The 13,192-nt window shown below is 34.7% G+C and carries 7 protein-coding genes; all 7 read right to left on the bottom strand.

What is annotated here, in order from left to right; genetic code table 11:
• Positions 1 to 28: 28 nt before the first annotated feature.
• Positions 29 to 658: an endonuclease III gene (gene nth, locus QM512_RS03375; protein WP_282806115.1), complete on the bottom strand. Its 630-nt coding sequence runs from the start codon at positions 656 to 658 to the stop codon at positions 29 to 31.
• 12 nt (positions 659 to 670) lie between these two features.
• Complete coding sequence (locus QM512_RS03370) at positions 671 to 1,315, bottom strand: DnaD domain protein (protein ID WP_282806114.1); 645 nt, start codon at positions 1,313 to 1,315, stop codon at positions 671 to 673.
• A gap of 66 nt (positions 1,316 to 1,381) precedes the next feature.
• Positions 1,382 to 2,680, bottom strand: coding sequence for an asparagine--tRNA ligase (asnS, locus tag QM512_RS03365; protein WP_282806113.1), 1,299 nt, complete (start codon positions 2,678 to 2,680; stop codon positions 1,382 to 1,384).
• 68 nt (positions 2,681 to 2,748) lie between these two features.
• Positions 2,749 to 3,243 carry a hypothetical protein gene (locus QM512_RS03360; RefSeq protein ID WP_282806112.1) on the bottom strand — a complete coding sequence of 165 codons (495 nt, stop codon included), beginning with the start codon at positions 3,241 to 3,243 and terminating at the stop codon, positions 2,749 to 2,751.
• Positions 3,236 to 6,052, bottom strand: coding sequence for a helicase C-terminal domain-containing protein (locus QM512_RS03355; RefSeq protein WP_282806111.1), 2,817 nt, complete (start codon positions 6,050 to 6,052; stop codon positions 3,236 to 3,238). The genes QM512_RS03360 and QM512_RS03355 overlap by 8 nt, the downstream gene beginning before the upstream one ends.
• A 24-nt stretch (positions 6,053 to 6,076) precedes the next feature.
• Positions 6,077 to 9,691 carry a helicase-exonuclease AddAB subunit AddA gene (gene addA / locus QM512_RS03350; protein ID WP_282806110.1) on the bottom strand — a complete coding sequence of 1,205 codons (3,615 nt, stop codon included), beginning with the start codon at positions 9,689 to 9,691 and terminating at the stop codon, positions 6,077 to 6,079.
• Complete coding sequence (locus tag QM512_RS03345) at positions 9,692 to 13,168, bottom strand: PD-(D/E)XK nuclease family protein (protein ID WP_282806109.1); 3,477 nt, start codon at positions 13,166 to 13,168, stop codon at positions 9,692 to 9,694.
• Between the last annotated feature and the right edge of the window lie 24 nt (positions 13,169 to 13,192).

Raw genomic sequence — 13,192 nt, 5'->3', positions numbered from 1 at the left:
TTTATGTTGTAATTTTAATTTGTAAAAATTAGTTTAATGGTGGCAAAAATGAATATGGATCTTGATCCTTTGTTCTAGCAGGCATCGTATATCTTCCAAATAAGATCATTGCATGATGAGTACGGATCCAGTCCTCTTTTGGCAGTAACTCCTCTAAACGCTTTTCAACTTCATGAGGGGTAGCCTTTTCATTAACTATCTTAAAACGTTTCGAAATACGAGATACATGCGTATCAACTGCAATTGCTGGCACTTTAAAGCCTTCAGCTAAAACAACATTTGCTGTCTTCTCCCCCACACCAGGTAAGGTCATTAAAGTCTTTTTATCTTTAGGAATTTCTCCATTAAATTTATCAGTAATAATTTGTGCCGTTTCTTTTAAATGCTTAGCTTTTGTTCGATACAAACCAATAGTCCGAATATGCTCTTCAATATCCTTAATATCTGTTTGAGCCAAGCTGGCACTATCAGGATAATCGCTAAAGAATTTCGGAGTTGTCTTGTTAACCATCTTATCAGTGGTCTGTGCACTCATTAAAACAGCACATAATAAATGAAACTTCGTATCCCAATGAAGTTCACCCTTAGCATCTGGATAAAGCAATAGAATTCGTTTTAAAACTAATCTCGCCTCTTCATCTGATAGCAACTTTTCCATTTAATCACCTACCTAATTCCTTTGAAGAAAATTTTTAACTTGATCTGGCGTAGTTAAACCATGTCTTTGCCAATTAAGTAGAATTCGATCGACATACTTAAAATTATATACTTGTGCCAAAATAGCTTCTCGTAGAGCCAACTGCACTATTTCAGGACTGTAGTGATCAATATTAATCCAAGCAGCAATTTCTTGCTTTTCGATAGGACTTAACAGACGACCAAACTCTATTTCAAATTGCCTTACTAACTCTTGAAGGGGATTTGACTCGCGTTTCTCCGTTGGGCGTAAATCACTTTCAGCTTGAGTACGAGAGCTGACATCCCGCTCATCAATAATTGTATCTAATTTTTGATATAAGGGCGCTAAATCATAAAAGTTAGTAATTCGACCATCATTATCCCTATTTTGACCAAGCTCAACTAATTTCTTATCAATTAAATTCTGAATTAATTGCGAAATCTCAACCGGTGATAAATTCATGCGTTCAGATATGTCATTATCACTAGGGAAGAAATTGTTAGCTTGTTTAAATGACTCCAATTGCAATAAGAGCATTGTTTCAATCTCAGATAGTTTTAAAGATGGATAATAACGTAAAAGACTATTAGAAATGACTGTAAAACCTTCATTTTGAATAGTCGCAAAAGACGCCATATGATTTTCCTTTCAAAAAAAGCTGAACTAAAATAGTTCAACTTTTATAATTAATATTAATTTTTATTATGGTTGCATTCTGTTAATCAATCTTGGGAATGGAATAGCTTCACGAATGTGATCTAACTTACAAATCCAAGCAATTGTACGTTCAAATCCCATACCAAATCCAGAGTGAGGAACACCACCAAATTTACGTAAGTCAAGGTACCATTGGTAATCTTCCAAGTTTAACCCTGCTTCTTCAATCTGCTTTTTCAAAATTTCGTAGTTTCCTTCACGTTCAGAACCACCAAAAATTTCACCATATCCTTCTGGTGCAATTACATCAGCACATAAGTATTCTTTAGGGTTATCTGGATTCTTCTTCATGTAGAATGGCTTAATTGAGGTTGGGTAGTTAACGATGAAGACTGGACGATCGAATTGCTCTGAGATATATCCTTCATCTGGGGCACCAAAGTCGTCACCCCATTTAATATCGCGACCAGCTTCTTGAAGCATTTTAATAGCATCATCGTAAGAAAGACGAGTAAAGTTACCTTCAGTAGTTGGACGTAATTTTTCAGGATCTCTACCCAAGATTCTCAATTCATATTCATTGTTTTCAAGAACTTGCTTAACCATATGCGCTAAGTATCTTTCTTGAAGATCTAAAGATTCATCTTGATGCATCCATGCCATTTCTGGTTCCATCATCCAGAATTCTGTCATGTGACGACGTCCCTTAGATTCTTCTGCTCTAAATGTTGGTCCAAAAGTAAAGATCTTGCCATAAGCCATGGCACCAGCTTCACCATATAATTGACCAGATTGTGACAAGTATGCATCGTTGTTGAAGTATTCTACGTGGAATAATTGCGTAGTACCTTCTGGAGCGGAGTGCATAAAGATAGGTGCATCAAACTTAATGAATCCTTCTTTTTCAAAGAAGTCAACAGTTGCCTTAAACATAGTGTTTCTAATTTGCATAATAGCAAATGGACGCTTAGATCTTAACCATAAGTGACGGTTATCAAGTAAGAAATCAACACCATGTTCCTTGTTACCAATTGGGTAGCCTTCATTGTTAGAAACAATTTCTAAGTCTGAAATTTGAATTTCATAGCCAAAATGAGAACGCTTATCTTCATGAACAGTACCAGTAATATAGAAACTAGCTTCTTGACGTAAAGACTTAGCTGCTTCAAAAACTTCTTCAGAAACATCATTCTTACGAACAACGCCTTGGAAAAATGCGGTTCCATCACGTAATTGTAAGAAGATGATCTTACCGCTTGATCGTTTATCAGTTAACCAAACATGCATCTTAACTTCTTGGTCTACATGTTTAGAAGAATCTTTAATTGAGATTAATTCTGTCATTACTTACCAACCTTTTTAATTTAATTTAATTTCATTATACTAAAAAATCACGCTTTAGTTTAACAAATTTACAAATTGTCCGCATAGACTAGTTCTTTTCCGTTTTTAAAGTTATAAAGAACATATCCATAATTACCATTTTTCTTTTTATATGTTACTTCCCACACTGGTATTCCTTTATACCAACCTAATTGGCACTTAGGATTATCGTGTCCGGGATGAGCATCATTGAAAGTTTGCAAAATTTGTTCTTCACTCTTACCTTTACTTGCTTGATAAAGATAGGCTTTCTTACTGTGTGGAAGATAAATAAAGTAATATTTTTCTCCCCTTTTGCTAGTTCCTTCTAAACTATTACTTTCAACGCTACGACTTAAATGATAATTCTTAGTTACCCTAGTAATTGGGGTCTTCTCAAGGGCAACGCTATTAGTTTGCTTTACCGCATCGCTTGCTGGTTTAGTTGCAATGTAAAATACAATACAAAGTACTAGATATATTACCACAATAACCCCAACTACAATGCCCGTAACCTTAAGCCCTTTTTTTACATATTTATTCATTTTGTTTACTATTCCTTAAAACATTTAATAGTTGTTGCTGACTAACTTTTTTTGCACTCACAGGAAGCCCTGCTAAAAATTGCTCACCATATGCCTTATTCCAAACTCGTTGATCTAAAATCACAAAGATTCCATGATCACGCTCATTTCTAATTAAACGTCCGCATCCCTGTCTAAATCGCAGAATTGCACGTGGAAGCGTATCAATTTCAAAAATCTTATCAGCACCAACCTGCTTTTTTAGACATTCTGTCCGGAGTTTAACTTCTGGCTGGTCAGGTGATTCAAACGGCAAACGAGTAACAATCGCTAAGTCTACTCCATTATGCTTAAAATCTATTCCCTCCCAGAAACTATTTGCTCCAAGCAAAATGGCTTTTTCCGCAATTCCAAAGCGCTTAGCAATCTTTTCATTAGATCCAGTTAATCCTTGAGCTAGAATTTCATAATCTTTCAAGGCACTATTATTTTCGCTTAACCTGCTAAAGACATCCCTAATGACCTCTAGATTAGTAAACAAAACTAAAACATGATCATAGTTCTTAATCTGCTTAAGCAGATTACCAATAAATTCTTCATACTCAGGACTATTTGGATCAGCAGGTGCATTATTATCAGAAAGCGCATAAACCTTCAAGTGTTTTTCAACTTTAAAAGATGGCTTTGCTCGATAAGTCAGCGTCTTCTCAGGATCTAAATATAAGTTCTTAATTGTATAAGAAAAATCGTCTTGTTCTGCAAGAGTAGCTGAAATGAATAGCTTTTTATCAAAGTAATGGTACAGCTGCTCGACTTCTTCTTCAGGATCCAGCATCAACCAGGTCAAATTCGTTGATAAAGGATCGTCTTCATTGCTTATCTCTAGCACAAAGCCTTTATGGTCTAATTTCTTTGGTTCGCTTAATTGATCAAGCAAGAGATAATTCTGCTCTGAATAATAGTCAAGATGGTCGACTTCTTCTTGAAGATCTTTAATTAAAACATCATCGCTAGTCAATAAATTCTTTTGCTGGTGATATAGCAAAAACAAAAGCTGATTTGTTTCCTGACGCACAATTTCAATATGATCCTGCATCTGACTTAACAAACGTTTAAACAAAGCTACATTTCTAAACAAATCTTGTCCTTGAAAGCCTAAACTGACAGCATTTTGTCTTCTCTCTTCCCAACTTGTCGCAAACTTACGATTATCATAAAGCGCTTCTTGAACCTTATTAATAGCATGAATTAAGTCAGTTGTATTCTTTTCAAGTTTATCTAAAATCAACTTAAATTCTAAATTATTACCAAATCTAGCCTTAGCGCTGTCTTCTGCATAAAAGAGTAAATTACGCAAATGACTACACATCCCCCAGAAACTCTCAAATTGAAGGGAATCATTTCGTGAACTTGCCACATTTTCAACAAAGCGATGTGCTTCATCAATAACCAAAAACGGATTCTGTCCCCAGATGGAATCCATATAATGGTTAGCTAAATAGGCATGATTTGTAATTAAAATATCAGCCTGCTCTTGTTTACTTCTCGCTAAGTTCCAGAAGTCATAATCAGCAAACGCTGTTCCGATTCTAGCATCTCCAGGATGTTCAATAGAAGCAAATAGTGGAGCTTGATAGTTAGTCAACTGCAACTCATCTAAATCCCCAGTTTCTGTTTCAGTTAGCCAGATTAGAATCCCCATTTGCAAAATTAAAGTTTGCTGAATCGGATTATCTGTTTGATAAAGTGAATTATAAAAACCATCTAAATCTAAATAATGACTGCTTGATTTAACAATCTGAGCATCTAAATCCAAATGAGTTATCCGCAAAAGCTGTGGAATTTCCTGCTTTAATATTTGCTCCTGCAAAACTTTAGTAGGAGTAGCTACAACTAATTTTCTGCCAGAATAAAGTTCATAAGAATAAGCCATTAAATAGCTAAAAGTCTTTCCACTACCATTTGGCGCTTCAACAACTAATGAATTATCAGAATCACTATAGACAAATTCATGAAGTCTATTAATTAAACTGACCTGTCCTCTTCTAAAGCGAAGATTCTTTTTAAACAATTCTTTCTTTTCATCATCGCTTTGAGGGAACTCTCCTTTGCTTGCTGACGCATTATGACGCGCAGACAAATTCTGCTTTTTCAGAATTAAATGTTTTACCTGAATTAAGTCTTTTGCTAATGGCCTCTTTGTCTGACGAGCAACTTGGCCTATTTCATAAAAAATATAATCAGTATCTCGTAATAACCCTTTTGATAAAGAAGTTAAGGTATTGAGAGTTGCCTGAGGCAGATTTTCGAGTTTCTTAATTACTTTTAATAACAATTTGGCAGTAACTAAGGCATCGGAATCAGCACGGTGAGGATTTAAGTGCTTAATTCTTAAACGAGCAGTTAAGTCACGCAATTTATATGATGGGAAGGTTGGAAAAGCAATTTGAGCTAATTCAACCGTATCAATTGCTTTTCCAGTTAGTGGTTCTAGTCCAGCGTTTACTAACTCATAATTTAAAAATGGAAGATCAAAGTTCACATTATGCGCAACAAAAATTGTATTCTCCAAAATCTTCCGAATCTTAGGAGCATAGTAATTAAAATCATGTGCTTTAGATACATCTTCATTACTAATGTGAGTTAAATTTTCAACAGCTTGAGGGATTTCGCGATGAGGATTGATTAAGAATGAATATGTTTTTACCACCTTACGCTTTTTGATGATTGCACAACCAAATTGAATGATATGATCACCTTGATTACGCTGCGTGCCCGTCGTTTCAAGATCAACGACCGCAAAAACATCATCTGTAAAGGCTTTTTTCATAATAATCTCCCTTCTACTCCGTTTCTAGTCTACTGGGACCACTTTCCTTGCGTCAAGCAAAATTAAATATTTTCCAATAACCTTTTTATTTTCATGCATTTCATTTAGGGCTTGTTCATACAAACGAAGTTGACCGGTATATTTTTGCATAATTTTCTCAATTGCCTGTTCTTCATGAGTCTTATCAACAAAGTCAGTCTTGTAATCAAACAGAATCAAGCCTTCCTCTGTTTCAAAATATCCATCTACTGTTCCGTGAACTAAAACTTTAGCTGCCGGATCAGAGAAATCACTAAATAGCTCACTAGCGTTAACTAAACTTGAAAACTGACTTTCCCTGTGCAGTTTTTGTGGTTGATTCCAAAATTCCTTAGCAAAATCGCTCATTACAAACCAATTGAGAGCTTCTTTTGACAAATAAGGAACCATTAAAGGATTCAGCTTACCTAACTCGACCAGATGTTCAATTTCTTGCTCTAAATTTTCTTGATCTTTATTGCCTTCATAATCATAGTATTGCAAAACTAGGTGCATTGCAGTTCCAATTTCAGCCCCAGTAAATTTTTGCTCTTCTAGAAATGTTGGTGTTTCATCAATCGGTTGTAAATAACGATTACTTGAAGAAATAAGTCGTGAATTTTCAAGCTCCGTATCCATCGGATCATTAAAGGCTTTTTTTATTTCAGATACGGATTGATAGGCTGTAGTCTTAGTAGCATCTTCAAAGGGATATTTAAAATCATATAGTTTTTTAACTACTTTATTTACTTTTGAATTTAATTCTTGACCATTTTCGTTATTTTTTTCAACTTTTTCTGGCTTTAAATCGAGATCAAATTTCAAGTAATAGAGCTTGTCTTGCTCTTCTAAAGCCGGTGTCATATCTTGGATATTTTGGTCAAATTCATGCTCTTGCTCTAATTTAGGCCCTAAAAAGTCAAGCGGTGACTGAGCATTGATTTTTTTAACTAATGGAATTGTATTAGTTCTTTGATCCAGCTCGGTCAGCCACTTCTTTTGCTTGTTTTCAATCTCATTGACGCTGGCAACTAAGATCAATTTCTGCTGTGCTCTAGTTAAACCAACATATAAAATTCTGGCTTCTTCTTCTAGCATTTGCTGTCTTTTTTGAACATCAGCTAGTGACTTAACAAGCGAATCAATCCGGTAATTCTTTTCTTTTATCGTCAAACCTAATTCTTTTTGACTGATTGTGAAGTTACCACTTAAGTCTCTAGTTTGATAGTGGTGTCCTAAGCCCATAACAAATACAACTGGAAATTCTAGACCTTTAGAAGCATGGATAGTCATTAGTTTTACAGCATTATCTGCTTTATCACTTAAAAGTGGTTGCGCAAGATCCTTTTGATTTTTTCTCATCCGCTCAATAAAGCTAATAAACTGATATAAGCCTTTAAAACCAGCACTTTCATATGAAGTTGCTCTTTCATACAAAGATTCGAGGTTAACTCTACGCTGCTGTCCATTTGGCAAGCCGGTAACAATTTCTAAAAGGTGCGTCTTTTCATAAATACTCCAAATTAATTCAGAAATTCGATGCGTAGCCGCAAATGAGCGAAGACTTTCAAGTTGCTGTAAAAATTCCTTGCACTTCTTGCCCAAGGGCGAATTAACTGATGCGAAACTGGTAAGAGCAGTATAGAAGTTTCCGGTTCTAGTTTTAACCCGAATTTGTGCTAGTTCAGGTTCCTTGAAATTAAATAGCGGCGACCTCATCACAGCTACTAAAGGAATATCTTGCTGAGGATTATCAATCAGCCTTAAGTAATTCATAATCATAATTAACTCAAAAGTTTGAAAATAATTTTGAGCATCAGTAACAAATAAAGGCAAATCAGCCCTTGCGAACTCCTGCATTACTTGTAAATTATCACTTCTAGTTCTCGTAATAATTGCAATATCAGAATACTCAAGTGGTCTTTTGAGTTGCGTTCTTCGATCCCAAACCTGAAAATTCTCTTCTTTTAGTTGTTTAATTCTGGCAATTACCATCTGAATTTCACTAAAATCCATTTCATCGCCATAGTGTTCTTCGTAAGCCGATTGGGTTTGCTTTTTATCAGTAAAAATATATTCGCTGGCTGTTGGCAAATCTGCCGGATAATAGCTGGCGCCAAATTGTAATTGACCTTCTTTTTTATAATCAATTCCACCAAAATTAGTTGTTAAAATCGGATTAAATAGGTCATTAACTGTTTTAGTAACCCTTTTGGTTGATCTAAAATTATCAGCCAGAATAATTTTTTCACTATCATTGTCTTTGCCGTAAGTGTGATACTTACTCAAAAAGAGATCTGGTCGAGCTTGTCTAAAGCCATAAATTGACTGTTTGACATCCCCAACCATAAAAAGCGTATTCTGTCCCTTCTTTTTGATAGCCCTAATGATATTTTCCTGCAATGCATTCACGTCTTGATATTCATCAATCAGAATTTCATTAAATTTTTCCTGATAATATTCTTGAGCAATATGTGCATTTGAAGTATCTGTCGTCAAAATACTAAAGGCAAATTGCTCCATATCGCTGTAGTCAATTAAATTTTGCTCACGTTTCAATTGACCGAATTTTTGAATCAATTTCTTTTCAGCTTCAACAATCTTTTTAACTAATTTTTCTGCTTTTTGAAGGACTGCCACTTGCTCTTTTTCTTCAACCACAAAAAAGCTAGCAAAGATCTTCTTAAGTTGATCGTTCAAGTCTGATTTTAAATCTTGACTCTCTCGATATACTTCTACACTTTCATCTGACCATTTCTTAGATTTTCGGACTGATTTTTCAAATTTGCAATTCATTAAATTAGCTCGAATCTCATTATAAGGACGATCGCTATCTAAAGACTCTAAAAAGTAATCTAAACGATTAGAAAAAATATCATAATTTTCTTTAACTTTAACCAAGTCAGGACCATCAAATTCTGGCTCTGCAAGTAGATTCTCTACTTCTGCCTTTAAATCAGATACTTCTTTAATTAGAAGAGGTTTTATTTGCTGCTGCCACAAATTAGAGTCAACTAAATTGTCACCAACTTCATAGTAGCTTGGTAAATTATTGAGAAACTTTTCATAATCAGGTTCACTTGTTGCTGTATTATACAGCTGCAGCAGTAAATTGCGTGCTCCGTCTGCGTCCCGATCTCCTGAAAAATTATCATAAAAAGCTTGAAAATCCAGATTATCTTCTTCTAAATAATCTGCTTCTATCTCACGCAAGGCGCGTTCTTTTAGAAGTTCTGCCTGAGTTTCATCAGTTAAAACACTAAATTGTGGATCAAGATCAATTACATAGTAAAAGCGTCTTATTACATCCAAACAAAAAGAGTCAATTGTTGAAATGTTAGCCGTATCAATGTCTAATAATTGACTGCGCAGAAATTGGTTATCTGGTTCAACTTCAAGCTGATCACTTATCTTTTGCTTGATTCGTTCTTTCATTTCACGTGCAGCAGCCTTAGTAAAAGTAATGATTAAGAGAGACGATACTGGCGTGCCTGAAAGAATACGTCTTAAAACACGTTCAACCAAAACTGTAGTCTTACCAGATCCAGCAGATGCAGAAACTAAAATATCTTTTCCATGATCATTAATGGCTTGATCTTGTTCTTTAGTAAAATTTGTCACCTATTCATCACCATCCAAATTTAATTTTTCCTTGATTAGGTTTAAAAGCGCCTTTTTGTCAATTGCCTTAATCTTGTGGTAGTTATTTTCTTTTAACATGGCATCAAAGAAGAAAATATCTTTAAAATCAGAATAAGTCAGGGATGTTTGCTGACCATAAACGTAAGGATCAAGTTTAATCTTTCCTGACAAGATCTCGCTTCCCGCATTTTTAATTAAGTAAGAATTATATGCTAAAAGAAGTTCCAGTTGATCGGGGGTAAAGCTTTGATTTCGTGGCCAACTAATGTCGCCATTTACCTTTCTTTTAACACTACTATATAATTCAGAAGTTGCCCGATCTTTTTCCATCCCTGGTTCAATTAAGTCAAACATCTCTTCATCGGCAATTAAAATTCCGTTATACATTAGCTTCTTAGTGCTTTCCTTAATTAAATCCTTAATCTGATAATTGCTCAAAATCATCTTGTCACTGCTCAAACGCTCTAAACTACTTGTTATATTCTGGTAAAAAGCACCTAAAACATCTAAATTTTTATCTTGTGCAAAGAACTGGTTATTCTTTTTTAAGACTTCCAAATAGGAAATCATCTGCATCGAAATGCCGTTAGCAAAGAGCCCTAGATCAAACTTTTTAGCAGAAGACTTATAATCAATTACTTCTCCCAAAACTCGATCATTTACTTTAGCTAGATCAACACGATCCATTTTTCCTCGCAAATCGACAATCTTCTTCTCATTATTATCATCTTTCCAGCTATAAGATAGACCAGTTACCTTTTGATTTTTACCAAAACTTAATTCTGAATATTGTGGTCTAAAAGTAGTCTTATTTACATTGCTGTGCCAATAATGAGCAACGTTAGATGTTGTTTGATCTAATTTATGGAATAGATATTTATTAAACGGGTCATTTAAAAGCTGACGATACCTGCCTTTTTCTTTTAATTCTTCACGTACTTCAATTAGAAGCTCGGTCAACTTCTCTTCAGTTAAATCAGCAAAATTTAGATTCTTTTCCTTAATTCTCTTAACTAAATAATCAAATGTTTCGTGGTAATAATTACCTGCTTGAATTACGTCTAGCTCATTTTCAAATCTCTTCTTTAAATGCAAGCCGTAATTTAAGAAATATTCAAAAGAATTTTGATAATAAGTCTCAAGTTGAGAAACTGAAGTCTCAATTCGGTCTCCATAGAGTTCTTGCGCTAACTGAGGCGATAAATCTTGAGGAACATTCTTAAAATTACTTCCTTCAAGCACATTTTGAGCTACTTCGCCTATTTCTTGCTCAGTCAGCTTCAAGATAGAATCTACATTAACTTCTTGTTTGCTCTTTAAGTAAGTTAAGTACCCCAAACTAGCTTCTGGATTAGTCATAAAAGTCAAAACATCGCCACTAGTATTTGGCAAATCATGCTGTGCAAATTCTTCTGCTTGAGTTAACCTGAGAAGCTGTTTATAAAAAATAGACGGCTCTAATTGTTCATTTGCCGTGTTGATTACTGGATAAGAAATATAAATCTTATCACTTGCCAAACTCAAAGCATTGCCAAACTGATAATTCTGATCTAAATTATTAATTTTTTGCTGGTCTTCTAGATAGCCACTAGAATCATTGCCATCATTTAGTTGCTCCAAATTTTCTGAACTAAAAAATCCTGGAATTTTTTCAATTTGCGGTAAGTTGCTACTAGTTGCTCCGATAATAAAAACTTGCTTATAGCCTTGTCCTTGAACCATTCCCATTTCAGAAATATTAACTGCATCAAGGGTAGACGGAATTTGCGAGAAATTAGCTTCACTAAAGCCACTAATTAAAAGATCCAGAAATTGTTCTAAAGAAAACTCCTTAGCTACTAATAAGTAGTCCTTTAACAAATCGTTTAAAGTTGACCAAACCTGTTCTGGTTGCTGCGCTAATTGCAGATCACCTGCATCATTAGCTTCTTTTCGCCAGGCCTCCAATCTTTTTGCAACTCTATTTTTAATTAAAAAGTTCCAAAAGATAGTAACTCCGGCTTGCGGATCTTTTTCTTCTTCCACTTTTTCAAAAAACTTGCTCAGAATATTGATGAAGTACTCACGTAACCGATCAAGCTCTTCTACTTCATGCTCTGACTTATCAAGTGCAATTACTTCTGCGTCCACAAAGTTTTTCAATGGCTTAGTCCACAGATTTCCCTTAATACCATGTGCTAACACAAAGTTTTCTAGCAAATCTACATCATTTTGGTAACGTGCTACTCTCTTATACCATTCGGGAATAAAAAGCTGTGTTTTCATTAACGCAATTACATTATCAGTTTGAAAACCACGCTTAAAAATTTGCTGAAGATTTTCAACTACAACAACTAAGGGATGATACTTCATCTCTTTTTGTAAGTCATTAAAGAAAGGAATGTGATTTTGACGCAAAATCGGAGTTAGGTAAGTTTCGTATTCGCTTAAATTAGGTGCTAAAACTAAAAAGTCCTGATAGCGATATTTATTTAAAGCAACCTGTTGGTAAATAGTTCTTGCAACAAAATAAGCTTCCGCATATCTCGAATCTGCTTTAACTGGTTGCAAGAATTTACTCAAGCTTTCATCAAAGCCACTAGTCTTAGTCCAGACTCCATTTAACAGGGAGCTAGGATTAGTCTGACTAAGTGGAAATTCAGTAGTTTGATAGTCTAACTGCTGGTTTTGCCAAAAATGCTCTAATTGTCCAATTGTTCGCTGCACTACATAGTCATAATCTCCAGGTTCGGCATTATTATCTATTTTTCCAATCTTTGTCTTAAAAGCTAAAGTGGTATTTTTTGCTTTTTTTGAGATTAAACGTACAGAAGTTAACTCTTGCAGTGAAAAATGCGAAAAATCAGAAAAATAGAATTCCATGTTGCTCAAATTATTGCTTTTAGCTAAAAACTCATTAAGCAAGAGTTGCATCTCATCTTTAGTTGCAAACTTTTCAGATAGACGTTCTATAAAGTCATCATAGATAATTCGCAAGTCATGAACTTTATAGCTAGTTTCTTCGTTTAATTTTTCATCGTCTATATTTTCTAATTCAATATTTCCAGCCCGAACTGACAAGATGGCCTCATACATTTGTTTTAAGGCACCAGATGTAATTTGATTCTTGTTTTGAAATAATTTTAACTCGTCTTGATGATCTTTAACAATTTGCTCTAGTAACATCACGCTAGCAGCATCGTCTAGAATTTGCGGTAATCTAATTGCTTCATCCTTCAAAAAATACCAGGCCAGGCGTGAAAAAGAAAGAATATGCAGCTTATTGACTGCAACCTGTTTTTTATTTGCTAAAACAGAGAGCTTGCTAAGTGCGCGTACTTCTGTGGTAAACTTAATATGGTTTGGCACGATAATAAAAACATCGTGCATTTTATCTTGGTAATATGACTTAACAGCTTGATCAATTATTTCATTTTGCAAGTTGTCTACTTGTCTACCAGTAATTACATTAATCATAAGTCTCTTGTCTCCTTAGCAAAT

The organism is Lactobacillus isalae, from assembly GCF_947539375.1.
GTDB classification, from domain to species: domain Bacteria; phylum Bacillota; class Bacilli; order Lactobacillales; family Lactobacillaceae; genus Lactobacillus; species Lactobacillus isalae.
This window is presented reverse-complemented; position numbering and strand designations above follow the sequence as displayed.